Source organism: Acinetobacter sp. AS5 (genome assembly GCF_048957595.1).
GTDB lineage: Bacteria > Pseudomonadota > Gammaproteobacteria > Pseudomonadales > Moraxellaceae > Acinetobacter.
Genome location: NZ_JARDAL010000033.1, coordinates 23,105 through 48,506 on the forward strand (window position 1 = coordinate 23,105; position 25,402 = coordinate 48,506).

Sequence of the window (25,402 nt, forward strand, 5' to 3'; positions counted from 1 at the left end):
TCATGTGAATAATTTTAATGATCATGCTGCAATATGACGATATTTTTTGTATTAATCAAATCCTCGATATTTAGCCAGAAAAAAGCCTGACTGAGTCAGGCTTTTTATAAAAAAACCATAAATTTATTCAATAATTGGTTTTTTCTTTATCAAGCGACGAATCAAAACATACATAAATGGAATAAAAATCAGCACCAGCACAGTTCCAAAAATAACACCACCAAATACACTCACCCCAATTTCCTGACGACTCACCGCACCTGCCCCTGTAGCAAAGACCAACGGTAAAATCCCTGCGCCAAAGGCCAAAGAAGTCATCAAAATTGGACGTAGGCGTAAAGAGGCACCTTCTAGTGCCGCTTCTACTACCGATTTGCCTTGTTGCTGCGCTAATGAAGCAAATTCTACAATCAAAATAGCATTCTTACAGGACAGACCGATGGTGGTCAGCAAGGCAATCTGGAAATAGATATCATTCGGGAAACCAGCCAGATAACTAAAAATAATATTGCCGCCAATCCCCAGTGGAATTGCCGACATCACGGCGGTTGGAATGCTCCAGCTTTCATATAAAGCCGCCAGACACAGAAAAATAAAGCCAATTGAAATCAGATACAGCCAGATCGCCTGATTATTGGACTGTTTTTCCTCAAAGGAAAGACCGCTCCAGACCACATCGACTCCCTCCTGTTCAGCAATCAAAGCTTCCACATCCTGCATGGCCTGACCGGAACTGCTGTCTTTGGCCCGATCGGCTTCCATTTGCAATGCGGTATACCCCATAAAGCGGTTGACCACTTCAGGACCACCACTCCAGCCCACTTGCGAGAAGTTACTGAAAGGCACCATCTGATTTTGGTCATTTCGTACATGCCACTGTGCCAGATCTTCCGGCTTAGAGCGGAATTCAGCATCACCCTGCATAATCACCCGTTTAATCCGACCACGATCAATAAAGTCATTGATATAACTGCCGCCCCAAGCACTGGATAAAGTACTGTTGATTGCCGATTGAGTCAGGCCGTTGGCCATGGCCTGTTTCTGATCAATATTGACACGTAGTTCTGCTTTGTCAGGATTAGAACGCTTGCCCAGATTTTCAAAGCTTGTATAGTTGCCCGCCCGAGCTTCCAGCGCTTTAAATTGCTGTTCCAGATATTGCCGGCCATTGCCATTGATGTCTCGAATCCAGAAATCCAGACCATCGGTTTGTCCCAGACCATTGACTGAAGCTGGCATGGACACATTAATTTGTGCATTGCGATTACTCTGGAAATGCTTCAAAGCCCGTTCACGAATCGCTTGTGCAGTATTGTCCTGACCGGAACGCTCATCCCAATGTTTCAACGCTACAAAACCGGTCGCGAGGTTCTGACCAGTTCCAGAGAAATTTCGCCCATAACGGATCATCACCAGATTGACATTAGCTTGTTCCTGATCCAGAAAATACTTACGGACTTCTTCACCGATCTGAATGGTATTTTTCATCGGAGCGCCTTCCTGCAATTTGATTTGCAAGCTTAAGATCCCCTGATCCTCATTCGGTAAGAAACTGGTCGGCAAGGCATGATAGAACAGCGCAAACACACCGATCAATCCGGCAAACAGCAGCAAACAGATTGCCTGACGCTGGACCGTGAGTTTAGACAAATTCAGATAACGATGTTTTAAATGATCCAGTTTCTGGTTAAACCAGGATGCCCATTTTGCCGGTTTAGGATTCGGTTTTAGAATAAGCGCGCACAATGCTGGGGTTAGAATCAATGCCACCATTAAGGACAGCGACATGGCCGCAACCAAAGTGATAGAAAATTGGCGATAGATCACGCCAGTCGAACCACCAAAGAAAGCCATCGGAATAAAGACTGCGGTCAAAACCAAAGTAATCCCGATCAGTGCTCCACTAATTTCCTGCATGGATTCCAGGGCCGCTTCCTTGGCAGACAGTTGCTTTTCATGCATCAACCGTTCGACGTTTTCCACCACAACAATCGCATCATCCACCAACAGGCCGATCGCCAGAACCAGCGCAAATAAGGTTAAGGTGTTGATACTCATACCCAGTGCATACAGCACCGCCATCGTACCCAAAATCACCACTGGAACAGTCACGGTAGGAATCAAAGTGGCACGCCAGTTCTGCAAGAAAATGAACATCACAATGATGACCAAGATCACGGCTTCGATCAGGGTTTTGACCACTTCTTTAATTGATTCTTGTACAAAAGGCGTATTGTCACGCGGGTAAGCAATTTTATAGCCTTCAGGCAATTGCTGGGAAATGCGGGCAATTTCAGCTTTAATCAGATTAGAGGTGGCAATGGCATTGGCACCTGAGGCCAGCGAAATACCCAGACCAGCCGATGGATAACCATTATTAGTACTATAGGATTGATAATTTTCAGCACCCAGTTCCACCCGCGCAATATCTTTCAAATAAATAAAGCTGCCGGCACGATCCGATTTGACAATAATATTCTGGAATTCTTCCACGGTTTTTAGCCGTGAACCCGAAGTAACTTTGGCATTCAGGTATTGCTCATCTATAGCGGGCAAATCACCAATCGCACCAGCAGCGACTTGGGTATTCTGGGCTTCAATCGCAGCACGCACATCGCTTGGCATCAGGTTATATTGTTTTAATTTTGCCGGATTCAGCCAGATCCGCATCGCATATTGTGAACCAAAAACATCGACTTCACCAATGCCTTCAATCCGGGAAATGTCCTGTTCCAGATGGGTCATCAGATAGTCGGAAAGTTCAATATTGTTGCTGCGCCCCGACTCATCATACAGGCTGATCACCATATGGGTATCGCCGAGCGATTTGAAGACATTAACGCCTTGGCGTTGTACATCTTCCGGTAATCGGTTTAGTACCCCATTAATCGCATTTTGTACCTGAACCTGTGCAGTATCTGGGTCGGTGCCATTTTCAAAGCTAATGCTGACCCGGCTGCGTCCTGAAGAATCACTACTCGAACTGAAATACAGCAGATGGTCAATGCCTTTGATTTGCTGTTCCAGCACTTGAGTCACGCTTTCTTCCACAGTTTCCGCAGAAGCGCCGCTATAAGTTGCTGCCACCGTTATCCTTGGCGGGGCAATGTCCGGATAACGTTCCACTGGCAGGTTCATCACTGCGAACAAGCCGATTGCCATGACAACAATCGCCAGCACCCCAGCAAAGATCGGGCGGTGGATAAAAAATTTAGACAGCATAAGTCCGGGTCACTTTTAATTAAATAGGGGTAAATTGATGCAGAACATAAGCATGCTATATCCAAATATTCAGTGACATAGCGCTAGAATGCAAGAATTAAACACATAAAAGCTGCGATAAAAAACCAATCATGGAGAAATTATGGATAATCCCTTTTGAGCACATTCTTGAGATTGCTCTTCCCTATTTATTAATAGCATTTTTCCAAACAAAAAACCCTGCAGATGCAGGGTTTTTTGGTGAATCAATTGAGCGGATTAAGCGCTGAACTGGTTCATTGTGTTTTTAGAATCATCACCAGCTTTCAATGCATTGTCACCAGCGAAGATTTCTTTGTGGTCATCACCGATGTCAGAACCAGCCATTGCTTGGTGTTTAACACATGCGATACCGCCGCGGATTTCTTTACGTTGTACGCCAGCAACATAAGCCAACATACCTTCAGTACCGAAGTAACCTTGAGCAAGCTCATGAGTAGAAAGCGCAGCTGTGTGGTAAGTCGGAAGTGTGATCAAGTGATGGAACACACCCGCTTCACGAGCAGCATCAGCTTGGAAGGTACGAACTTTTTCGTCAGCTTCAGCAGCCAGTTCAGTTGCATCGTACTCAGCGCTCATTAACTTAGCACGGTCGTAAGCAGAAACGTCTTTACCTTCAGCAACCCAACGGTCATATGCTTGTTGACGGAAGTTTAAAGTCCAGTTGAACGAAGGCGAGTTGTTATAAACAAGTTTCGCATTTGGAACTGTTTCACGTACACGGTTAACCATGTGAGCGATTTCAGCAACGTTTGGAGTCGCAGTTTCGATCCAAAGCAAGTCAGCACCATTTTGTAGGCTAGTTACACAGTCAAGTACAACGCGGTCGATTTGCGTGCCTTCACGGAACTGGTATAGACCAGAAGCAAGACGTTTAGGACGGTGAAGTTTACCATCACGCTTGATCAGGATTTCGTCTTCTTGAGCTTCTGAAATGTCGATTTCAGTTGTATCTAAGTAGCTGATGTATTGAGAAGCGATGTCGCCTGGCTCTTTAACCACTGGGATTTTTTGAGTCAAGTCAGCGCCTTCAGAGTCAGTACGTGCAACGATGATACCGTCGTCAAGACCCATTTCCAGGAATGCATAGCGAAGAGCGTGGATTTTCGCGATGAAGTCTTCGTGTGGAACTGTTACTTTACCAGCTTGGTGACCACATTGTTTCGCATCAGAAACCTGGTTTTCGATTTGTAGTGCACAAGCACCCGCTTCGATCATTTTCTTAGCAAGTAAGTAAGTCGCTTCTTCGTTACCAAAACCAGCGTCGATGTCCGCAATAATTGGCACAACGTGAGTTTGGAAGTTGTCGATTTGTGAAGTGATTTCAGCTGCTTTAGCAGTGTCGCCCGCTTCTTGTGCTTTTTTAAGTGCACGGAACAAGTCGTTTAATTCTTTCGCGTCAGCTTGACGTAAGAATGTGTAGATTTCTTCGATCAATGCAGGAACAGACGTTTTTTCGTGCATAGATTGGTCAGGAAGTGGACCGAATTCTGAACGAAGCGCTGCAACCATCCAACCAGAAAGGTAGATGTAGCGACGTTCAGTTGTACCGAAGTATTTTTTGTTCGCAATCATTTTTTGTTGCGCGATGAAACCGTGCCAGCAACCTAGTGATTGAGTGTATTTGCTAGAGTCTGCATCATAAGCAGCCATATCACGACGCATAATTGCCGCTGTATATTTCGCAATGTCTAAACCAGTTTTGAAACGGTTTTGAAGTTGCATACGCGCAGCATCTTCAGGACTGATGTCTGCCCAAGTGTTACCGAATTTCGCTTTTAATTCGCGGATTGCATCAATCGCTGTTTGGTATGTAGTCATGATATATTCCTGTAATAATATTAGGATTTTTCTGCAACGAACCGCTCAAATCACACCCTCAATGACTTGTTCAGATTTTCGACGATCCGTTGGGATAGCTAAAGATTAGTGGGCTTATGAAAATTAATCCAATAGTCTGCAAGAATCTTCAGTATTTATTTAAAAAATGAGTAGATCAAAGTCTTAGTACAATCTTAATTAATTAAATTAAATCGCTGTTTTATATATATTTATTTAAAAATAAAAATTAATAAAATTTCCGCATGTTGCTTAAAAATAATTCATTAGACTTAAGTCTGGATATGGATTTTATGTCCTTTTATTTTTAAAAAATGCTGATCTTTGATGATTTATTCAACTCAAGGAATTCTTGATTTAGTTTACTTTTCACTCAAATCTTGAATGCAAGAATAGCTTTTATGATTTTCTTTTAAAGCGAAAAGAGGGCTTTCATCCCAATCTATAAAAAAGGCTAAATGATGGTCCATTTAACGTGCATCTTTTTTCTTATGTACACTGTAAATAATAGAGTCTAAGCCTGTGTTAATTCTGTAAACTTTATCAGTGAGCACATGGCTTTTTTTCATCGGCGCTTTACACAAGGCCCGGCAATTATGGCATAATCATCATAATTTCTTGTATTTATTCTCGGTATTTCTTTTATGAATCTGGAGCGGGTCGATCTCAATCTATTAATTTATCTTGATGTACTTCTTCGCGAAAAAAATGTCACACGTGCAGCAGAACAATTGGGTGTTACCCAACCTGCCATGAGCAACATTTTACGTCGCTTACGCAATTTATTTAATGATCCCCTCCTGATCCGTTCTTCTGAAGGCATGACCCCAACCGAACGTGCCTTAGAATTACAACCACGTATTCGGGATGCACTGGCTGACTTGTCGATGATTCTGGAACCACGTACCGAGTTCCGTCCTTATACCTCAAATCGTGTGTTCCGGATCATGACTTCGGATTATGCGGAAGCAACGCTGGTTCCGCGTCTGGTCAAAGCCTTACGTTCAGAAGCACCGAATGTAGTATTAGACTTCCTAACCCCAAGTGACGTGTCATATCGCGACATGGAACAAGGCAAAGTTGATCTGGCGATTAACCGTTTTAATGAAATACCGCAAAGTTTTCATCAGGTTCTGGTCTGGCGTGACAGTTTTTCCTGTTTATTAAACAATAAACATCCGGCTGCAACCAACCTGAACTTAAAAAGCTATCTGGATGCACAGCATATCTGGGTCTCTAAAACCGGTATGGGTGTGGGCTTCGGGGTCAACCCGGAGAAACAGGCCGGTTTAGGCTGGATCGATCAGGCTTTGGAACGTATTGGCCAGAAACGTAAAATCTCGGTCTTTACCCGTCATTATCAAATGCCAGGTTTATTGGCCTCCAATGTCGATCTGGTGGCAACCCTGCCTTCACGGATCGCACGCCTGCAAGCCAAGAATCATAATTTAATTCTGAAAGATCCACCATTTTATATTCCCGAATTTGAACTCAAAATGGCATGGTGCCCTCTATTGCATCATCACCCTGCACATCGCTGGTTACGTCAGCTGATTTTGTATGTTGCGCGTCAAATGATTGAAGAAGAAAATCGTGAATTCCTGAGCAATAACTCTCAATTTTCACACTATTAAACTCAAATTCTTCTAAATTCTTATTTTTTAAGATTATACTTTGAAGGCTTGAGAGGTAGTTTTTACACCTCAAGCCTTTTTTTGTGTTAAAAATATCCCAAGATACTATTCATCCACAGGTGGATTTGTGAGCCTCTTACAAAATATCGTGATTATCTTAATACTCATCGCGGGGGCCGGTTTTTTATCTTTAACAGAAATCGCCCTCGCAGGTGCCCGTAAAGTCAAACTGAAAATTCTGGCTGAATCGGGTGAACATCGCGCTCAAAAAGTTTTAGATCTACAAGAAAATTCTGCTGACTTCTTTGCAGCCTCTCAAATCGGTTTAAATGCAGTCGCCATTCTTGGCGGTATTTTAGGTGAAGGAGCCTTCCGTCCTTATATTTTTAATTTTGTTTCCCGCTTTTACCAGGGTCCGTGGGCTGAAAACATTAGCTTTGCACTTTCCTTCACTGTCGTCACTTCTTTATTTATTTTATTTGCAGACTTGATGCCGAAACGTCTGGCCATGATTGCGCCAGAAAAGATCGCAGTCTCGGTCATTGAACCCATTCAGATTTTCATTAAAGTCTGTAAGCCTTTGGCCTGGCTCATTAATGTTATTGCCAACATGCTGTTCCGTCTGTTTAAAGTGAATACCATTCGTGATGATAATATTACCTTTGATGATATTTCCGCAGTGATGGATGCAGGTGCACAAGCTGGCGTACTGCAAAAACAGGAACATCATTTCATTGAAAATGTATTCGAGCTGGAAGAGCGTAATGTACCTTCGAGTATGACTACCCGTGAGAATGTGGTGTTCTTTACCTTAAATGAACCAGAAGAAAGTATTCGGCAAAAGCTGGCGGAATATCCCTATTCCAAGTTTCTGGTGTGTAGCAATGACATCGACAGTGTGATTGGCTATGTCGATGCCAAAGATATTCTGGTGCGGATTCTGAATAACCAGTCGCTGCTACAGTTAAATGAAAATACCATCCGTAATGTCCTGACCATTCCGGATACTTTAACTTTATCGGAAGTTCTGGACCGTTTTCGCTCGACCAAGGAAAAATTTGCCGTCGTCATTAATGAATATGCGCTGGTGGTTGGGGTGATTACCCTCTCCGACATTATGATTACTGTAATGGGCGACTGGGTGACACCAATTGAAGCCGATCAGCAAATTATTAAGCGTGACAATAATTCCTGGTTGATTGAAGGCAGCACGCCAATTGAAGACATGAAACATGCGCTTGAAATCGACTCAATGCCAGATGAGGAAAATTACGAAACACTGGCTGGTTTTATGATGTTCAAGCTGCGTAAAATTCCGCGTCCTGCCGATACCGTCATTCATGCCGGTTATAAATTTGAAGTCGTCGATGTCGATCATTTCAAGATTGACCAGTTGCTGGTGACTCGGATCATTGAAATCAATCCATTAATTCAGGAAGAATCAGAATAATCTGATTCTTCCTCTATTTTAAAATAAAAATCATAAGGATAGAGTGATGTCCATTTCTGCGCTGTTGGCTTGTTTTAGTTTTTATTCAGGACTGTATTTAATCTATTTCTTTTTTGCTCAACAACAAAATCCGCTGTTCTTGTTTTTAGCGATCATTTTATTGATTTTTGCTTGCATCATTACCCCTTATGGTTACCAGCGTCACCGTGGCCATTATGACCGAACCATGAGTTGGGGACAGTATTTGGCCATACCTTTGATTTTATGGGGACGACTATTTATCGTTCCTATCAGTTTTATTTTAAGTTTGTTTTATTCAAACCAGTAAATTCAATCATAAAAAAGCACCTAACGGTGCTTTTTTACATCTATTGAGGTGCTTAGATCTTTGTTAACAATGCATCTAAAACAGCTTGATAGTGAATCTGGATATCATCTTCTAGAATCTTGTAAGCATTGTCGAACTGCACCATAGGCCAGCCTTCTTTCCAGAATGGAAAAATATTATGCAGATCATGGGTAACAATCGCATCTTCACGCAGAATCGCTTGTGCAATCTGGGACAGCACTTGTGCCGTTTCAGCGCCATCAATCGCCATATAGTCGATTCCGCGCGCTTTTAAAATACGGACGCGGTCTTTTTTATAACGGATTTTTTTGATTTGTGCCGTATTCAGGCCCAAAGCCAAAGATACCGCTTCGACAAATTTGTCTTCAAATGACTGATTCAATGCCACTAACGCTTCTTTATGCGCTTCCTGACGACCAGCTTTACCACCCTGACGAATCACTTCTTTCGCCTCAGTATTTAGCTCATCCTTTTTCATGCTTTGCAGGATGTCTAAAATTTCGATGTCGCTTAACGCCTCAGGAGATTGATCAGTCATAAACTGTCCTTAAAAAAATAAATCTTGAATCGGCTATTTTCGCATAATTCGTGGCTAAAAAACTAAAATCTTCGTGATTAAAGCAATGATAAGCGCTGAAAATGGATTTGTCCTGTGATTCTGCGTCAAATCGACTATAGTGCCTGTGTCTATTTCTGAATCAATCTCTGGATGATGCCCACTACGCAAGTGACTTTGTTGCTGCAGCAACTTAAGCGCCAATATCCGACTGCATTTAAAGGAAATTACCTGTTTTACAGTCAGATTAAAATCCGTGGAATCTGGGATAAAGCCAAGCTTTTAATTCCTTGGGCCTCGGCCGCCATGATTTTTGTTCCCATCAGTTTGATGTTAGGAGATCTCGTACAGCAATCTTTTGTGCAAATCAGTGAATTTCAGGCACAGAGTTATGCCATTTTGGCCATTCTACTGTTCCTGATGTTGAGTCTCACCTTGATTCTGTACCAGATTCAGCATTCTTCTTATTCGCTGTATCAGTTATTGCGTCATACCCCGATCAAGATGGCTATTGTGATTCTATTGCAAGCCTTAAATCTGGTCTTTATACAAAGCAGTTTGCTGATGTGGAGCTTATTCTTCTTTGGCGTGAGCTTTGGCTTTGTGCGCTTTTATCGGGAAAATTTATTCAAGGAAAATAGTAAAAATACTGAGCACTATCAGCTACAACAATTACGTAAAATCTGTTTTTGGGCTTATACAGACCTGTCTGGTCCGACTAAAATTACGTTTTTATTCAAGCCATGATCCTCGGCATGCCGAACTAAAACAGCAATTAAATCACTTTGCCGGGTTATATACGCGGCTACTGAAATATGAGCATCAATATTGTAAAACGATCAAGCATCTGGATGTCGACAGCTATCTGGATGAAAACTCATAGTTCTTTATCACTTTCCATTGGCCGTCTTAAAGATCTGCAAATATTAACTTTTAAAAACGTTGATTTGCTGATTTTTAGAATAGAAGCCACGGAATTGCTTGAAAAGAAAGCGATCATTTAGAAATTTGCTTGCCAAGCTTTATTTCGTCCTCTATTATTGCGCACATGCCCGAGTGGTGAAATCGGTAGACACAGGGGATTTAAAATCCCCCGCCCACAAAGCGTGCCAGTTCGAGTCTGGCCTCGGGCACCATTTTAATTTTTATTAAAATGGTGTAATAAAAAATCCAGCATTGTGCTGGTTTTTTTGTGCCTGAATTTTATATTTTTTAGCGCGAAATCCCCCATGTCAGAATTAAAACACTTCGATCTCGCCACATTACAATTACGTCATCCAGATGCTTTTTTCCTAAAGTTGCATTATAGCCGCTTTAAATTTAATGCCCTGCAAAATATCCAGTTCGTTATCGCGATTAATTTACTGTCCCTTCTGGTCTGTGTAGCCTGTAGTATCAGCTCGGTATTTCTGGAATATTATTTTTTCAAAAATGCTACGATTGCCTTTAATGTCACCTTAATTATGCTGATGGCACTACTGTATCCCTATATCTGGTATGCGCAATATCAGGCACAATTTAGTTCCAAAGCCTATAGTCAGCGTTTGCAAAACTGTCTCTATCTGCAAATTCCAATTTTTCTATGTTTGCTGCTTAACCTTTATCTGATTCATTCGGATGTGCTGATCATTATCAGCATGATCTTTTTAGCGATTTCCTCCTTTGGGGTGGTCATCCTGGAACCTTTATTTAAAAGTTCCTGTAGCGCAATTGATCAGATCAGGTTGCAGAAACTCCGGCAACTGGCTTTTTGGGCTTATCAACAGTCTAAATCCAAAACACCACAACAGATTCAGGGTCAGTCAAATCTGCACGCTTATTACCAAAACCTTTATCAGCAATGCATGAATGAAGAGCAACAATTACTCGGCTCAATTTGCTTTAATAGCTTTAAAGATTATTTGAACAGACAATAAAAAACCCTGCATCTGCAGGGTTTTCTTAAATCACCATTCACGATTGGTAATCAGTTCTTCCATTTCAATCTCGAACAGGCCGTGCTCTTGCACCACCATCATCATGGCTTCGGCAATATAATCCGCGGCAGTATCATCCAGAGACGAATCCAGATCTTCGAACTGAGGTTTCATGATATTGATATCAGCCACAGTCAGATTGGCAAGCTGGTAAATTTCTTGATCTGACAAACCTGATTTAGCGACTTTTTGGGCAAAACGTTCGATGTGCTGCTTGATTTCAGCAACCAGAATATCGGGATAATACTCATCATCGAACATGGGGAGAAGTAAATCTGCAAACATTACAGGCACTCTAAAGGATGACTATCTAATCTAAGCGTGCCTATATAGCATATTGTTGCTTAAAAGCCAAACAACATTGCCAATGTAGGGATTTCCCAGCCTCGATTTTTAAACCATTTGCATAGCTTGCCAGACTTTAATCGCATCGGCTGTGACTTTAACATCATGTGCCCGTACCATACATGCACCCTGCTGAATACTCAACAAATGCGCTGTTGCTGAACCCACTGCACGCTCTTGTGGTTCTGCCCCATCCAAAACTGCTCCGATAAAGCGTTTACGTGATAAAGCAGACAAAATCGGATAGCCCATTTCTGTCAATTTATAAAACTCTTGCAACAGCTTTAAATTTTGCTGGGCATTTTTAGCGAAACCAAAACCTGGATCAATCATGATATTTTCCGCTTTTACTCCAACATCTAAAGCATCCTGAACACGTTGGGATAACTCGCGTATCACATCTTTAGTGACATCCTCATATTGATCCAGATTGTTCATGGTGGTCGGCTCACCGCGCATATGCATGATGATCACTGGAATATTGAGTTCTGCTGCGGTCTGCAATGCATTCGGCCGAGTCAAAGCACGGACATCATTCCAGATATGTGCTCCGGCCCGAACCGCTGCGCGTATGACTTCAGGTTGCGACGTATCAATCGAGAGAATGACCTTATGTTTAGCCAGTTCTTCCACCACAGGCACTACGCGGCGAATTTCTTCTTCCACTTCTACCACTGCGGCACCTGGACGGGTCGATTCACCGCCAATATCAATTACCGTGGCGCCTTCTGCCATCATTTCCAGTGCACGGGCAACTGCGTCTTCTTTTTGATTATGCCGACCACCATCACTAAAAGAGTCTGGGGTGACATTGAGAATCCCCATCACATGCGGCTGGGATAAATCCAATTTTAAATCACCAAATCTCCATACATGTGGTAACAAAGGCATCAGCTGCATGATTTAATACTCACTCAAAATAACTCCCATATTGTCTTATGGATAATTAAATAAAGCAAAGCTGAATAAGGCCAGGACCTAGATTTCGAAGTAATTGTTTCGGGAATATTGCATCAGTTTAGTTTGTAATAATGCTTTCACATCTGCCCATTCACTTTCTAAAATACTATAGATATAGCTATCTCGAATAGTCTGTCCATCTTTACGTAGCATATGACACCTAATGATGCCATCTCGCTTGGCACCTATTCCTTCAATCGCTTTCTGGCTCGTGACATTAAGATGATCAGTCCGAAAGCCGACGACCTGAGCATTTAAATTTTCAAAAGCATGTCTTAACAAAAGATATTTACAGACGCGATTTACATAGGTTCTGTGATAGCGCTTGGCATACCAGGTATAACCAATTTCAAAACGTGGAATTTCTGCCTTAATATCATGATAACTGGTGGTTCCAATTGCTTGGCCGGAGTTTAAATCGATGACGGCAAAAGCCATCCTTCCACCTTGAGCTTGCTGTTCAAAAGCCTGAGAAAAATATTTTTTTAAGTTATGCAGATAAGGCACCGAGTTATATAAAACCTCACCTAAATTTTCTTCGGTGCATGCAACCACTAAATCAGAAAAATGTTCCCAGCTCAACGGTTCAAGACGAAGCTGGTAAACACTGGATTCCAGAACAGGCATATTCATTTTTGTTTTTCTTATTCATTTTTAATCGCTCAATATAACACTCAAAAAGATATGACAAAAATGACAAGCATAAAAAAAACCACCCGAAGGTGGTTTTTTTATTGAGCTTAGTTCGCTGGCAATGGTGGAGGAGTCAACGGACCATCATCTGGATCTGGGGTTACATCAATCACAGGATTGTCTGCAACATAGACTTTTGGTGGCTGAGGCTCACGACCTTCCATGATGTCACGGATTTGATCACGATCAATAGTTTCCCATTCCATCAAGGCTTTCACCATCGCATGGGCAATATCTTTTTTGCTTTCCAGGATATCGCGTGCGATTTTATATTGCTCATCCAGAATTCGACGAATTTCACGATCGACTTCTAGTTGTGTGGTTTCCGAAATACTGCGGCTACCGATACTGCCCATGAAAGATTGCTGTGCATCTTCTTCATAGACCATGACACCGAGTTTGTCCGACATACCATATTTGGTCACCATCGCACGTGCCATTTTGGTTGCACGTTCGAAGTCATTTGAAGCGCCGGTCGACATCTGGTTAATGAAGACTTCTTCAGCAATACGGCCACCAAACAAAATCGAAAGTTCATTCAACATTTTGTCTTTGTAATGGCTGGTCTGGTCAAATTCAGGCAGCTGCCAGGTAACACCTAAAGCCCAGCCACGTGGCATGATTGTCACCTTATGCACAGGATCTGTACCTGGCAAGCTTTCAGCAACAATCGCATGACCTGCTTCATGATAAGCCGTCGCACGACGCTCTTCATCACGAAGTACCATCGATTTACGCTCAGGACCCATATACAGCTTGTCTTTTGCATCTTCAAAGTCATGCATATCGACGGTGTTCTTGTTACGGCGTGCAGCAAATAAAGCAGCTTCATTCACCAGGTTTGCTAATTGCGCACCCGAGAAGCCCGGTGTACCACGTGCAAGAACTTTAACATCCACACCTGTCACTGAAGGCAATTTTTTCAAATGTACATTCAGGATTTGTTCACGACCTTTAATGTCTGGCAAACCAACCACAACTTGACGGTCAAAACGGCCTGGACGAAGAAGTGCTTTATCCAGTACATCTGCACGGTTGGTTGCAGCAATCACGATAATGCCTTCATTGCCCTCAAAGCCGTCCATTTCAACCAGCATCTGGTTCAGTGTCTGTTCACGTTCATCGTGACCACCACCAGTACCTGAACCACGATGACGACCGACTGCATCAATCTCATCAATAAAGATGATACATGGCGCATGACGTTTCGCCTGTTCGAACATGTCACGAACACGGGATGCACCGACACCGACAAACATCTCAACGAAGTCAGAACCTGAAATACTAAAGAATGGAACTTTCGCTTCACCGGCAATGGCTTTGGCAAGTAGGGTTTTACCCGTACCTGGAGGACCGACCATTAACACACCGCGTGGAATACTCGCACCCAGACGTTTAAATTTGGTTGGATCTTTCAGGAAATCTACGATTTCAACGACTTCTTGCTTGGCTTCGTCACAACCAGCAACATCAGTGAAAGTGACTTTAATCTGGTCTTCAGACAGCATTTTGGCTTTAGATTTACCAAAACTCATTGGGCCGTTTTTACCACCTGCACCGCCACCCATGTTGCGCATAAAGAACATGAATAACAAAATGATTAAAAGTACAGGGAAACTTGCAATAAGCAACTGCATGAGCAAGCCTTGACGTTGTGGTGCTTCACCTTCAACCACAACATTATTTTTAATCAGGCTTGGCATCAGTTCAGGATCCTGAACTGCCGGACGAATACTTTCAAACTCTGAACCGTTTGATTTTTCGCCACGGATTCTTTCGCCGTCAATCACAACTTGTTTAATTTGGCCAGCATTGACCGCGGCAACAAACTCTGAGTAGTTCATTGTAGTCGGTTGATTGCGGTCACTGACGTTGCTGAAGATTAACACCAGCACACCCAGTATCACGAGCCACAATACGGCATTCTTAAAAAGATCGCTCAAAGCTTTATTCCCATTCCAATCTAATTTGATCATGCCCTGTTCAGGGTGACCTTAATACTTAAGCTGTAAATCAACTTACAATTATCTGAAAACGTACAAAATGCACAATTTTTAACGACTTGGCAAGTAGACTTATTTTAAAGCCTTCTTACGTCCCTGCCCGATCAGGAAAACTTCCTTGGAACGAGCACGTGATGCCAGAGGTTTAGATGTTTTCAGAACATCAAAACTATCAACCACTTGCTTACGGAATTCGTCAAACCCTGAGCCTTGGAAAACTTTTACCACAAATTGACCTTTAGGGCCTAGCACCTTATTGGCAAAATCCAGTGCAAGTTCACACAAGTAAATCTGACGCGGTTGATCTACAGCCTTATTACCTGATGTATTGGGGGCCATATCTGAAATTACAACGTCTACAGTACGACCATCTAAAATTTCTAACAATTGCTGGAAGACTTCTTCTTCGCGAAAGTCGCCTTGCAAGAAAGTCACATCAGGTAATGCATCCATTGGTAAAATGTCAGATGCAATCAATAAACCTTTGTCGCCGACCAATTTACCTGCGATTTGTGACCAACTGCCGGGGGCTGCACCCAAGTCGACCACGGTCATGCCGGGTTTGATGATTTTGTACTTTTCTTGCATCTCTAAGAGCTTATATGCTGCACGCGCACGATATCCGTCCTTTTGTGCCTTTTTCACATAAGGATCGTCTAAATGCTCTCTCATCCAATCACGACTACTTTTAGATAACTTTTGGTTGGTAATGCGTGTAGCCATAACTCTCTAAATAAAAAAACGTCCAATTATTAATTGTACGTGAAAAAGACATATTTTGCAGTATACATGTGTATCTAAATCTAGGAGTTTTGCTCGTTATGAAGAGATATTGGAAATGATTATTTCCTGATAATTTAAAGCGTTTGTTTTTTGCTTTTGCTATACTAAGCCGTTTTAAAATTCAGGTTATCTCTCATGGCGTCTTTATCTATTCAGGAACGTAAGCGTTTACGTCAAATCGGACATGCTTTAAACCCGGTCGTTATGCTGGGTGACAAAGGCCTGACTGAAAATGTCATCGAAGAATTGGCGCGTGCTTTAAACGATCACGAACTGATTAAAGTAAAAATCGTAGCTGAAGATCGTGAAGCGCGTGCAGCACTGATTGTTGAAATTTCAGAAGCGACTGGTGCTGAAGTGGTTCAAACTATTGGTAAAATTGCACTGCTTTATAAGAAAGCGGCAAAACAGAACCAAAAATTGTCCAACCTTGTCCGTTTCGCTCATTTGTCTAACTAAGTACAGGACTTATGGCAAGTTACGAACTTAGCGCATTTGATCGCCGTTTTCAGGCCATCTCTCTGGTTGCCGCCATCGAACAGCAAGGCCCATGCAATTTAAATGTGGGCTTCTGGATCCGTGATCCCAATCAGTACATCTTATGGCCCGACATGGTGACGGCACATCCCCGTCAGGATTTCCTGTGGGAACAGACCTGCTTTGAAATTTTTATTGGGGTTCAGGGCGAGGATTTTTATCGTGAGATTAATCTTTCCCCTTCTCAGGCCTGGCAGGCTTATCAATTCGAAGAATACCGTTATCCTGAAGATATGCCACCGCAAGCTGCGGATGATATTGAGCTGAATCAGCTCAAACGTACGCATTATGGTCTCAATGTCAGTGTGGATCTGACTGATTTTATGGCAACACATAAACTGAAATGGGAAAACTTGTTCCTGGGTTTATCTGCTGTTTTAAAAACCTCGCAAGGTGATCAATACTATGCCATGCAGCATAGTAGTCCTCAGGCAGATTTTCATAATAAACGTGACTGGTTGCATGTGTTTTAAATAGATTAACGCTGTGCATCAGCTATTTAAAGTGTAATAGGCGAATAAAACGTGAGACTTAAAGTCTCACGTTTTTGTTTATTGCTCAACAATGATTGATCCTCTATGTAATTATTTTAGATTTTTTATCGTTTTCAACGTTCATATTTTAATGATGCAGATGATGCTGTTCCTGAATGGATTTCACAGCAGCATAAAGAATAAAAGCAAAAGTAATGATCATCAGAAGAATGGTCCCAAACACCAGTCCCAGTACTCCCAGACATAATACGATTACACCTAGATAAAGTATGCGCCCCAATCCGCTTTCCAGATTCAGTAGCATGATCAATATCAGTAAAATAAGTACACCTACAAAATGCTGTTGCATCGTGACCCCCTTTAATTGTTATTGTGAGTCCGTTTTGCTGCATAAAGACAAAGGAGAACATTTGATTGTTCTCCTTTTTTTAACTAGCGGCCTTTCAGCGCAGCCTAACTTTTCAGCTCAGGACTTTTGTCTGAGCTCTCTGTTTTCACCACGGGTTTGACTTTTTTTAGTACTTCAATGGTACTGTCCTTAGAACGTTTAAAAGTATCGGTCAGATGTTCCTTATGTTTGGTCGAAATCTGGCTGACATCTTCTTTCAGTTCTTTACCCAGATTGGATAAGTCTTCGACGACAGCGTTGAATTCTGTCTTGATAAAGCTTTTTAATTCGGTTAATTCTTTCTGTGAACCGAAAATCTGCTCCTTCAAAGTATCAATACGCTGTAACACCTCCTGCTTAAATTGACGCAATTGTTCCTGCACAGTGTCGCTTAACTGCTTGGCTTCAACTTCAAGCTTTTCCTTACTTTCCTCGATGGTTCCAATTGCCTGATCTTTAGCCTCGACTGCTACTTTTTCAAGCTTCTCGGCAGTTTCAGTCACCACGCTCGGAGTGATTTTTTTAGATGTAGTAGATTTAGGTGCTGTAGCCATTTGTCTTGTTCCTATTGTTATATCGACTAAGCTATATTAGTAGATTTGATAAAAGTTAAGATTTGATTTGTCTGACAATTATTAATTGCTTACATTTTTTCACATTGCTTACAAAACAGACTTCCATGCAAAAAGCAAGCCATTTATCTCATACTTTCGCTGCAAAGCCGTTGGACTTTAGGGGTCATTCTGCGTATAATGCCGTGTTAAGTTCAAGCGAGCAGACATAGGAGGGTAGGTTTAAAAAATAGCCTTCCTTTTTTTTCGTCTTCTCGCTTTTTTACAGCCTAAATTTCAGGAGCTTTGGTTTGAGCACCCCAGCAATTTTAGCCCTTGCCGACGGAACTATCTTTAAAGGTACTTCGATTGGCGCATCGGGTAGTACGACTGGTGAAGTCGTTTTCAACACTGCCATGACTGGCTATCAAGAAATTTTGACTGACCCGAGTTATGCACAGCAACTTGTGACACTGACTTACCCACATATCGGTAACACAGGCTGTAATGAAGAAGACGCTGAATCAGGTCGTATTCATAAGGTTTGGGCGAACGGATTGATCATTCGTGACCTGCCTTTACTGCACAGTAACTTCCGTTCAACCCAATCATTAGCTGAATATTTGGTACAACACAATGTTGTGGCAATTGCGGATATCGACACGCGTAAATTGACACGTATCTTACGTGACAAAGGTGCGCAAAATGGCTGTATCCTTGCTGGCGAAAATATCACTGAAGCTGAAGCGCTTGAAAAAGCACGTGCATTTGGTGGTTTAAACGGTTTAGACCTGGCAAAAGAATGTTGCGACCCTGAAGGTTTTGAATGGACTGAAGGCTCTTGGACATTAGGCAAAGGTTTCTCTCAACCAGAAGCTAAATTCCATGTTGTTGCATACGATTACGGTGTCAAAACCAACATCTTACGTATGCTCGCAGACCGCGGTTGTAAACTGACTGTTGTGCCGGCGCAAACTCCTGCTGCTGATGTACTTGCACTGAATCCAGATGGCGTGTTCCTTTCGAACGGTCCTGGTGATCCGGCTGCATGTGACTACGCAATTGAAGCTGTAAAAACAATTGTAGAAACCACTGAAATTCCAGTATTTGGTATCTGCCTGGGTCACCAGATCCTTGCGCTTGCAAGTGGTGCTAAAACCTTAAAAATGCCTCACGGCCACCACGGTGCGAACCATCCTGTACAAAATCTTGATAACGGTACAGTGATGATTACTTCTCAAAACCATGGCTTCGCAGTCGATGAAAGCAATCTGCCTGATGTGTTGCGTGTAACGCATCGCTCGCTGTTTGATGGCACCAACCAAGGTATCCATCGTACAGACAAACCTGCGTTCAGCTTCCAGGGTCACCCTGAAGCCAGCCCGGGTCCACATGACTGCGCACCATTGTTCGATCATTTCATCGAACTTATCGAAGCATCTAAGAAGTAATTAAGGAAGCATCATGGCTAAACGTACTGACATTAAAAGCATCTTGATTATTGGTGCTGGTCCGATTGTCATCGGTCAAGCATGTGAGTTTGACTACTCAGGTGCTCAAGCATGTAAAGCCCTTCGTGAAGAAGGTTACCGCGTTATTTTGGTCAACTCGAACCCAGCGACCATCATGACCGACCCAACCATGGCGGATGCAACTTACATTGAGCCAATTACTTGGCAAACTGTTGCAGCGATCATTGAGAAAGAACGTCCAGATGCTGTTCTTCCAACCATGGGGGGTCAAACGGCATTGAACTGTGCCCTTGCCCTCGATGAGCACGGCATTTTAGAGAAATTCAATGTTGAATTGATCGGTGCAACCAAAGAAGCGATTGAAAAAGCTGAAGACCGTAAACTGTTCGACCAGGCAATGCGTAAAATTGGTCTTGAATGTCCAAAAGCTGACGTTGCTGAGTCAATGGAACATGCTTTAGAAATTCAAGCACGTTTCGGCTTCCCAGTAATTATCCGTCCATCATTCACCATGGGTGGTTCTGGTGGCGGTATCGCATACAACAAAGAAGAATTTATCGAGATTTGTGAACGTGGTTTCGATCTTTCTCCGACTAAACAATTATTGATTGATGAATCTTTAATTGGCTGGAAAGAATACGAGATGGAAGTTGTTCGTGACAAAAACGACAACTGTATCATTGTATGTACCATTGAAAACTTTGATCCAATGGGCGTACACACTGGTGACTCAATCACTGTTGCCCCTGCTCAAACGCTTACAGATAAAGAATTCCAGTTACTACGTAACGCTTCTCTAGCAGTTCTTCGTGAAATTGGTGTTGAAACAGGTGGTTCTAACGTACAGTTCGGTATTTGTCCAAATACTGGTCGTATGGTCGTGATCGAGATGAACCCACGTGTATCACGTTCATCTGCACTTGCTTCTAAAGCAACTGGTTTCCCGATTGCAAAAATCGCAGCGAAACTGGCTGTAGGTTATACCCTTGATGAGTTGAAAAACGACATTACTGGCGGTACAACGCCTGCATCGTTCGAACCTGCAATCGACTACGTTGTAACCAAGATTCCTCGTTTCAACTTCGAAAAATTCCCACAAGCTGATGCGACACTGACGACTCAGATGAAATCTGTCGGTGAAGTGATGGCGATTGGCCGTAACTTCCAGGAATCTGTACAAAAAGCCCTTCGTGGTCTTGAAGTGGGCGCTTCTGGTTTTGACGAAAAGGTTGAAGTGGGTGCTGAAGGCGCGCGCGACAAGATCTTGCAAGAACTTAAAGTGCCAGGTCCAGAGCGTATCTGGTATGTGGGCGATGCATTCCGTCACGGCTTTACTTTAGACGAAGTATTCGCTGCAACGAACATTGACCGCTGGTTCTTGATTCAAATCGAAGACATCATTAAAACTGAAAACCAAATTAAAACTTTAGGTTTTGGTGATTTGAACGCGGACAACATCCGTTCGTTCAAACGTAAAGGTTTATCAGATCTTCGCATTGCGGACTTGATGGGCATTTCACAAAAACAATTCCGTAAACACCGTTGGAACCTGGGCGTAACGCCAGTTTACAAACGTGTCGATACATGTGCTGCAGAATTCGAATCTGATACAGCCTACATGTACTCAACTTACGATGAAGAGTGTGAAGCCAATCCGTCTGCGAAAGACAAGATCATGGTGATCGGTGGCGGTCCTAACCGTATTGGTCAAGGTATCGAATTCGATTACTGCTGTGTACACGCTGCTCTTGCAATGCGTGAAGACGGCTATGAAACCATCATGGTGAACTGTAACCCTGAAACAGTTTCTACTGACTATGATACATCTGATCGTTTGTACTTCGAACCAATCACTTTAGAAGACGTTTTAGAAATCGTACGTATCGAGAAGCCTAAAGGCATTATCGTACAGTACGGTGGTCAAACTCCGCTTAAATTGGCGCGCGCTTTAGAAGAAGCTGGTGCACCAATTATCGGTACATCACCTGACGCGATTGACCGTGCAGAAGACCGTGAACGTTTCCAGCAAATGATTCAACGTCTGCAACTTCGTCAACCGAACAACAGCATTGTAAAATCTGCTGAAGAAGGTATGGCTGAAGCATCTAAAGTCGGCTACCCGCTTGTAGTACGTCCTTCTTACGTCCTTGGTGGTCGTGCGATGGAAATCGTGTACAACGACGAAGAACTCAAACGCTACTTACGTGATGCGGTTCAAGCATCTAACGAAGCGCCTGTTCTTCTTGACCGTTTCTTAGATGATGCGATCGAAGTTGACGTGGACTGCGTATCTGACGGTAAAGACGTTGTGATTGGCGGCATCATGCAGCACATTGAACAAGCGGGTATTCACTCAGGTGACTCGGCATGTTCGATTCCTCCTTACTCTCTATCTAAAGAGATTCAGGACGAAATGCGTCGTCAAACCGTGGCTATGGCAAAAGAGCTTGGCGTAATCGGTTTGATGAACGTTCAGTTTGCTGTCAAAGGTGAAGATGTTTACATCTTGGAAGTGAACCCACGTGCGTCTCGTACTGTGCCATTCGTTTCTAAGTGTATCGGCGAATCTTTAGCGAAAGTTGCTGCACGTTGCATGGCTGGTCAATCTCTTGAGTCGCAAGGCTTCACAACTGAGATTATTCCTGAGCACTTCTCTGTCAAAGAAGCAGTGTTCCCGTTCAACAAATTCCCTGGTGTTGACCCGATCCTTGGCCCTGAGATGAAATCGACTGGCGAAGTGATGGGCGTTGGTAAAACATTTGGTGAAGCGTTCTATAAAGCTGTTTTAGGTGCAAATGAGCGTTTACCAGGTCTTCCAACTGAAGGTGAAGTGAAACACGCATTTATCTCTGTACGTGATTCTGATAAACCACGTGCGGCTGGTATCGCAAAACAATTGATTGACCTAGGCTTCAAGATTCTTGCAACTGATGGTACATTTAAAGTGATTAGCGATGCTGGTCTTGAATGTGAACGTGTCAATAAAGTAACTGAAGGTCGTCCTAACATTGTGGACCGTATTAAAAACGGCGAAATCCACCTTGTGATTAACACGACTGAAGGCAAAAAGGCACAAGAAGACTCATTCTCGATCCGTCGTTCAGCACTTCAAGGTAAAGTGTATAACACAACTACATTGAATGGTGCGGATGCAGTATGCCAAGCTTTAGCAATTAAATTGCCGATGGATGTATATCGTTTGCAAGACCTAACTAAAGGTTAATTCACTTCCAAGAAGTCCCGCCACCTTCTTGGTGGCGGGCTTTTTTTTATTTATAGATTTTATATCTTTCAACTGACTTTTGAGGGACAACATGCAACGTTATCCTATGACACCTGAAGGCAAAATTGCCTTAGAGAAAGAATTACACCAACTGAAAACAGTGGATCGCCCACGTATTACAGCTTCAATTGCAGAAGCGCGTGAACACGGCGACTTAAAAGAAAATGCAGAATACCATGCAGCACGTGAACAGCAAGGCTTCTGTGAAGGTCGTATTCAGGACATCGAAGGCAAACTGGGTGCAGCTCAGGTGATCGACGTAAAAGAACTTGAACAGAATGGTCGTGTGGTTTTTGGTGTAACGGTCACGATTGAAAATCTGGATACTGAAGAACAGAAAACCTATAAAATTGTAGGCGATGACGAAGCAGACTTTAAGATTAACAAGATCTCTGTAAACTCGCCGATCGCACGTGGTCTTTTAGGTAAAAACGAAGGCGACGATGTGAAAATCAATACACCAAACGGTGAAGTTGAATACGAAATTGTGAAAGTTGAATATATCTAAATTTTAGATATTTAAGCTTGCATGAACCCCTCGATTGAGGGGTTTTTTACCTTTAATTCTCTTCCTACAAACGAATTAGCTCTGTGCTTCTTTTAAAAACCCTGATGCAAATAAATTAAATGCATATAAGGCCTCAGGGAGTACCTGCTCAGGATGTTCGCTAGAAGCCACCCAGAGTGCTGCATTCATCGCTGCACCATTTAAAAATACCGCAGCAGCTTCCGGATCAACTGTTTTAATTCGGTCTGCTACCAATAATTGTTCAACACATTCACGCGTGGACTGCAAACATCTGTTTTGGCTTGGCCAATGTGCAGGATCACCTAGCACAGCCGGCCCATCACGTAACACAATGCGCTGGAATTCTGGATTCAGGGCATTTTGAATATAGTTCCGCCCTTCCAGCATCAATCCTTCCCACAGATCATCAGGCTGCTCCAGATGTTGCTGCGCAGATGAAGCCATTTCCGAATCGATCTGGTCGACCACTGCAGCAAATAAGCCTTTTTTATCACCAAAATGATGATACAGCGCACCACGAGTCAGCCCTGCTTCTGCCGTGAGCTTATCCATTGAAGTGCCAGCATAACCATATTCCGCAAACGCACGGCGTGCCACTTCTATCAGTTTCTTGCGGGTTTCCGCCATCTTTTGTTCACGAACAGACATGAATTACTTTACCTCATCATCATAAAAATTTTAATTGACATACGGACCGTATGTCAATTATGTTTACATACGAGGCGTATGTGAAAGTTAAATTGCTTTCACTCACTGATAAATTAGATATTGAATGAGAATAGACATGACTAGAACTGCGATATTTCCCCAAGACCGCCATGCCCTGTATGAACAGCATGGTTATTCTGCTGCGATCAAATCGGAAGATTTACTCTTTGTATCGGGTCAGGTCGGTAGCCGTGAAGATGGCTCTCCTGAACCAGATTTCGAGAAACAGGTAGAACAGGCTTTTAAAAACTTAGCTGCAACTTTGGCAGCGGCTGGTTGTACTTTCGATGATATTGTTGATGTCACCACCTTTCACACTGATCCAGAACAGCAGTTCGAAAGCATCATGAAAGTTAAAAATCAGGTGTTTACACAAAAGCCTTATCCTAATTGGACAGCTGTAGGTGTCACGTGGTTAGCAGGTTTTGATTTTGAAATTAAGGTGATTGCTCGTATTCCTCCAGCATCGACCACAGCTTAATCATTGTTTTATGCGTGCGCGAATGTCTTTTAGATATTATTCAGCAAGTTTAAACCCCGATTAGGTATAATTTCTTATTCACTATTTTTTGTATCTCCCTTATGTCTGAAAAGTTAATTAATTCTCCTGTAAAGCATTGGTGTGAGTTCGAGTTTATTTCGAAAACGGTGAAAAATCCGAATATTCACATTAAAGGGAATTACTCATACTACTCAGCTTATTGGGATCAGGGTTTTGAGCGTTGTGTGGTGCGTTATTTACATGATAAGCCTGCAACGCCTGAGAAGCCGATTGATCAGCTCTATATCGGCAATTTCGTCTGTTTTGGCGCAGAATGCGTGATTATGATGGGCAGCAACCAATTACACCGTACCGACTGGATTTCAGCATTTCCGTTCGATACACGGGGTTTTGAACTTGCGGGTGACACGATTATTGGTGATGGTTGCTGGATTGGTTCTCGTGCCATGATTATGCCCGGTGTAAAGCTTGGTGAAGGTGCTGTGGTCGCAACAGGTGCTGTTGTGACTGAAGATGTGCCACCTTATGCAGTTGTGGGCGGCGTACCTGCAAAAATCATTAAATACCGTTTCCCGCAAGAAGATATCGAAAAACTGCTTTCACTTAAAATTTACGATATAGATGAAAAGCAGTTTTTAAAAATGCGTGAGCAATTGCAAACGGATGATGTGAAATCACTGCTTAATTATGTACAAAGTTTGATCTAAACATTATATTTAATTCAAACCATTATTTTGAATAAATATGCATCTATCAACTAAGACACTTGAAAAACTTCGTGACTTAATCAATGAAATCACCGAATACCGATCAGGGCCAAAAATTATCGATTTTTTTGGTATGTTCGATTATCAAGATGTATATGGGCAAGGTTTTCCATCTAGATGGATGTACACAGATCTACGACTTTCTCAAATAAATGGCACACCAAAATTAGATATATGTATTAAAAACTTAAGAGGTGGTCCCACTTGTTTGAACAACTAAAAGCGTATTTATAAGTGATATTCCGCTCTAGTTAAGCCACCTTGTTTTGTTGGGGTAGCTGATCATAGTAAAACTCATTTAGCCTTGCGAAGCAGTGCTTCT

Annotated in this window: 23 protein-coding genes, 1 tRNA gene and 1 pseudogene; 14 read left to right on the top strand and 11 right to left on the bottom strand. The window is 42.5% G+C overall.

Going from position 1 to position 25,402, the window contains the following annotated elements; genetic code table 11:
* Window positions 1–123: 123 nt before the first annotated feature.
* Entirely contained in the window at window positions 124–3,222 is a 3,099-nt protein-coding gene (locus PV763_RS11380) for a multidrug efflux RND transporter permease subunit (protein ID WP_420937860.1), read from the bottom strand.
* Window positions 3,223–3,480: 258 nt separating this feature from the next.
* A complete protein-coding gene (locus tag PV763_RS11385) occupies window positions 3,481–5,082 on the bottom strand; it encodes an isocitrate lyase (protein ID WP_004280550.1) in 1,602 nt (533 codons plus the stop codon).
* A 662-nt stretch (window positions 5,083–5,744) separates the two neighbouring features.
* Here PV763_RS11385 and PV763_RS11390 point away from each other — a divergent pair.
* The 3 genes from PV763_RS11390 (at window position 5,745) to PV763_RS11400 (ending at window position 8,512) form a co-directional block, all read left to right on the top strand.
* The gene (locus PV763_RS11390) at window positions 5,745–6,734 is read left to right on the top strand and encodes a LysR family transcriptional regulator (protein ID WP_005097703.1); all 990 of its coding nucleotides are present in this window, start codon (window positions 5,745–5,747) and stop codon (window positions 6,732–6,734) included.
* A gap of 127 nt (window positions 6,735–6,861) precedes the next feature.
* A complete protein-coding gene (locus tag PV763_RS11395) occupies window positions 6,862–8,184 on the top strand; it encodes a hemolysin family protein (RefSeq protein WP_005097704.1) in 1,323 nt (440 codons plus the stop codon).
* 46 nt (window positions 8,185–8,230) lie between these two features.
* Window positions 8,231–8,512 (top strand): hypothetical protein, encoded by a 282-nt coding sequence (locus PV763_RS11400; protein ID WP_005097706.1) that lies wholly within the window; start codon window positions 8,231–8,233, stop codon window positions 8,510–8,512.
* A 52-nt stretch (window positions 8,513–8,564) separates the two neighbouring features.
* Here the strand turns inward: PV763_RS11400 and PV763_RS11405 are convergent, their stop codons facing one another.
* A complete protein-coding gene (locus PV763_RS11405; RefSeq protein ID WP_005097708.1) occupies window positions 8,565–9,071 on the bottom strand; it encodes a hypothetical protein in 507 nt (168 codons plus the stop codon).
* Between the two features lie 174 nt (window positions 9,072–9,245).
* On the opposite strand from PV763_RS11405, the pseudogene PV763_RS11410 reads away from it, so the two are divergent.
* The 4 genes and pseudogenes from PV763_RS11410 to PV763_RS11425 all read left to right on the top strand — a co-directional run bounded on the left by PV763_RS11410 (window position 9,246) and on the right by PV763_RS11425 (window position 11,005).
* A pseudogene (locus PV763_RS11410) lies at window positions 9,246–9,972 on the top strand (hypothetical protein).
* Complete coding sequence (locus tag PV763_RS11415) at window positions 9,941–10,093, top strand: hypothetical protein (protein ID WP_420937867.1); 153 nt, start codon at window positions 9,941–9,943, stop codon at window positions 10,091–10,093. Before PV763_RS11410 ends, PV763_RS11415 begins: the two are co-directional and overlap by 32 nt.
* Before the next feature lie 46 nt (window positions 10,094–10,139).
* Window positions 10,140–10,225: transfer RNA gene (locus tag PV763_RS11420), tRNA-Leu, on the top strand.
* Window positions 10,226–10,318: 93 nt separating this feature from the next.
* Window positions 10,319–11,005 (top strand): hypothetical protein, encoded by a 687-nt coding sequence (locus PV763_RS11425; RefSeq protein ID WP_420937861.1) that lies wholly within the window; start codon window positions 10,319–10,321, stop codon window positions 11,003–11,005.
* 30 nt (window positions 11,006–11,035) lie between these two features.
* Here PV763_RS11425 and PV763_RS11430 read toward each other — a convergent pair whose 3' ends face one another.
* The 5 genes from PV763_RS11430 to rlmE form a co-directional block, all read right to left on the bottom strand.
* Complete coding sequence (locus tag PV763_RS11430; protein WP_004280560.1) at window positions 11,036–11,350, bottom strand: DUF5713 family protein; 315 nt, start codon at window positions 11,348–11,350, stop codon at window positions 11,036–11,038.
* 108 nt (window positions 11,351–11,458) lie between these two features.
* Entirely contained in the window at window positions 11,459–12,310 is an 852-nt protein-coding gene (gene folP / locus PV763_RS11435) for a dihydropteroate synthase (protein WP_420937862.1), read from the bottom strand.
* Window positions 12,311–12,388: 78 nt separating this feature from the next.
* Window positions 12,389–13,003 (bottom strand): GNAT family N-acetyltransferase, encoded by a 615-nt coding sequence (locus PV763_RS11440; RefSeq protein ID WP_420937863.1) that lies wholly within the window; start codon window positions 13,001–13,003, stop codon window positions 12,389–12,391.
* Between the two features lie 107 nt (window positions 13,004–13,110).
* A complete protein-coding gene (gene ftsH / locus PV763_RS11445; RefSeq protein WP_420937864.1) occupies window positions 13,111–15,006 on the bottom strand; it encodes an ATP-dependent zinc metalloprotease FtsH in 1,896 nt (631 codons plus the stop codon).
* Between the two features lie 132 nt (window positions 15,007–15,138).
* Window positions 15,139–15,789 carry a 23S rRNA (uridine(2552)-2'-O)-methyltransferase RlmE gene (gene rlmE / locus PV763_RS11450; RefSeq protein ID WP_004645756.1) on the bottom strand — a complete coding sequence of 217 codons (651 nt, stop codon included), beginning with the start codon at window positions 15,787–15,789 and terminating at the stop codon, window positions 15,139–15,141.
* 195 nt (window positions 15,790–15,984) lie between these two features.
* Between rlmE and yhbY the strand changes: the two genes are divergently transcribed.
* Together yhbY and PV763_RS11460 are read left to right on the top strand one after the other, a co-directional pair.
* Window positions 15,985–16,308, top strand: coding sequence for a ribosome assembly RNA-binding protein YhbY (gene yhbY, locus PV763_RS11455; protein ID WP_004645757.1), 324 nt, complete (start codon window positions 15,985–15,987; stop codon window positions 16,306–16,308).
* Between the two features lie 11 nt (window positions 16,309–16,319).
* Entirely contained in the window at window positions 16,320–16,859 is a 540-nt protein-coding gene (locus PV763_RS11460) for a DOMON-like domain-containing protein (protein WP_004280571.1), read from the top strand.
* A gap of 148 nt (window positions 16,860–17,007) precedes the next feature.
* Here PV763_RS11460 and PV763_RS11465 read toward each other — a convergent pair whose 3' ends face one another.
* Together PV763_RS11465 and PV763_RS11470 are read right to left on the bottom strand one after the other, a co-directional pair.
* Window positions 17,008–17,229: a hypothetical protein gene (locus PV763_RS11465; protein WP_004280572.1), complete on the bottom strand. Its 222-nt coding sequence runs from the start codon at window positions 17,227–17,229 to the stop codon at window positions 17,008–17,010.
* Between the two features lie 104 nt (window positions 17,230–17,333).
* Complete coding sequence (locus PV763_RS11470; RefSeq protein WP_129716258.1) at window positions 17,334–17,822, bottom strand: hypothetical protein; 489 nt, start codon at window positions 17,820–17,822, stop codon at window positions 17,334–17,336.
* Between the two features lie 308 nt (window positions 17,823–18,130).
* Here PV763_RS11470 and carA point away from each other — a divergent pair, with 308 nt between their 5' ends.
* The 3 genes from carA to greA all read left to right on the top strand — a co-directional run bounded on the left by carA (window position 18,131) and on the right by greA (window position 23,082).
* Complete coding sequence (carA, locus tag PV763_RS11475) at window positions 18,131–19,270, top strand: glutamine-hydrolyzing carbamoyl-phosphate synthase small subunit (protein WP_004280574.1); 1,140 nt, start codon at window positions 18,131–18,133, stop codon at window positions 19,268–19,270.
* Between the two features lie 13 nt (window positions 19,271–19,283).
* Window positions 19,284–22,514 carry a carbamoyl-phosphate synthase large subunit gene (gene carB, locus PV763_RS11480; RefSeq protein WP_184412366.1) on the top strand — a complete coding sequence of 1,077 codons (3,231 nt, stop codon included), beginning with the start codon at window positions 19,284–19,286 and terminating at the stop codon, window positions 22,512–22,514.
* Between the two features lie 91 nt (window positions 22,515–22,605).
* Window positions 22,606–23,082, top strand: coding sequence for a transcription elongation factor GreA (gene greA, locus PV763_RS11485; RefSeq protein WP_005103954.1), 477 nt, complete (start codon window positions 22,606–22,608; stop codon window positions 23,080–23,082).
* 75 nt (window positions 23,083–23,157) lie between these two features.
* Here greA and PV763_RS11490 read toward each other — a convergent pair whose 3' ends face one another.
* Entirely contained in the window at window positions 23,158–23,751 is a 594-nt protein-coding gene (locus PV763_RS11490) for a TetR/AcrR family transcriptional regulator (protein ID WP_420937865.1), read from the bottom strand.
* 136 nt (window positions 23,752–23,887) lie between these two features.
* On the opposite strand from PV763_RS11490, the gene PV763_RS11495 reads away from it, so the two are divergent.
* Both PV763_RS11495 and PV763_RS11500 read left to right on the top strand, forming a co-directional pair.
* On the top strand, window positions 23,888–24,292 hold the full coding sequence (locus PV763_RS11495) for a RidA family protein (protein ID WP_004280579.1): 405 nt from the start codon (window positions 23,888–23,890) through the stop codon (window positions 24,290–24,292).
* A gap of 101 nt (window positions 24,293–24,393) precedes the next feature.
* On the top strand, window positions 24,394–25,020 hold the full coding sequence (locus tag PV763_RS11500) for a CatB-related O-acetyltransferase (protein ID WP_420937866.1): 627 nt from the start codon (window positions 24,394–24,396) through the stop codon (window positions 25,018–25,020).
* Window positions 25,021–25,402: the final 382 nt, after the last annotated feature.

Coding starts and splice junctions, on each gene's coding strand:
- PV763_RS11380 (WP_420937860.1), bottom strand. CDS start 3,222: ATGCTGTCTAAATTTTTTATCCACCGCCCGATCTTTGCTGGGGTGCTG.
- PV763_RS11385 (WP_004280550.1), bottom strand. CDS start 5,082: ATGACTACATACCAAACAGCGATTGATGCAATCCGCGAATTAAAAGCG.
- PV763_RS11390 (WP_005097703.1), top strand. CDS start 5,745: ATGAATCTGGAGCGGGTCGATCTCAATCTATTAATTTATCTTGATGTA.
- PV763_RS11400 (WP_005097706.1), top strand. CDS start 8,231: ATGTCCATTTCTGCGCTGTTGGCTTGTTTTAGTTTTTATTCAGGACTG.
- PV763_RS11405 (WP_005097708.1), bottom strand. CDS start 9,071: ATGACTGATCAATCTCCTGAGGCGTTAAGCGACATCGAAATTTTAGAC.
- PV763_RS11415 (WP_420937867.1), top strand. CDS start 9,941: ATGTCGACAGCTATCTGGATGAAAACTCATAGTTCTTTATCACTTTCC.
- PV763_RS11425 (WP_420937861.1), top strand. CDS start 10,319: ATGTCAGAATTAAAACACTTCGATCTCGCCACATTACAATTACGTCAT.
- PV763_RS11430 (WP_004280560.1), bottom strand. CDS start 11,350: ATGTTTGCAGATTTACTTCTCCCCATGTTCGATGATGAGTATTATCCC.
- folP (WP_420937862.1), bottom strand. CDS start 12,310: ATGCAGCTGATGCCTTTGTTACCACATGTATGGAGATTTGGTGATTTA.
- PV763_RS11440 (WP_420937863.1), bottom strand. CDS start 13,003: ATGAATATGCCTGTTCTGGAATCCAGTGTTTACCAGCTTCGTCTTGAA.
- rlmE (WP_004645756.1), bottom strand. CDS start 15,789: ATGGCTACACGCATTACCAACCAAAAGTTATCTAAAAGTAGTCGTGAT.
- yhbY (WP_004645757.1), top strand. CDS start 15,985: ATGGCGTCTTTATCTATTCAGGAACGTAAGCGTTTACGTCAAATCGGA.
- PV763_RS11460 (WP_004280571.1), top strand. CDS start 16,320: ATGGCAAGTTACGAACTTAGCGCATTTGATCGCCGTTTTCAGGCCATC.
- PV763_RS11465 (WP_004280572.1), bottom strand. CDS start 17,229: ATGCAACAGCATTTTGTAGGTGTACTTATTTTACTGATATTGATCATG.
- PV763_RS11470 (WP_129716258.1), bottom strand. CDS start 17,822: ATGGCTACAGCACCTAAATCTACTACATCTAAAAAAATCACTCCGAGC.
- carB (WP_184412366.1), top strand. CDS start 19,284: ATGGCTAAACGTACTGACATTAAAAGCATCTTGATTATTGGTGCTGGT.
- greA (WP_005103954.1), top strand. CDS start 22,606: ATGCAACGTTATCCTATGACACCTGAAGGCAAAATTGCCTTAGAGAAA.
- PV763_RS11490 (WP_420937865.1), bottom strand. CDS start 23,751: ATGTCTGTTCGTGAACAAAAGATGGCGGAAACCCGCAAGAAACTGATA.
- PV763_RS11495 (WP_004280579.1), top strand. CDS start 23,888: ATGACTAGAACTGCGATATTTCCCCAAGACCGCCATGCCCTGTATGAA.
- PV763_RS11500 (WP_420937866.1), top strand. CDS start 24,394: ATGTCTGAAAAGTTAATTAATTCTCCTGTAAAGCATTGGTGTGAGTTC.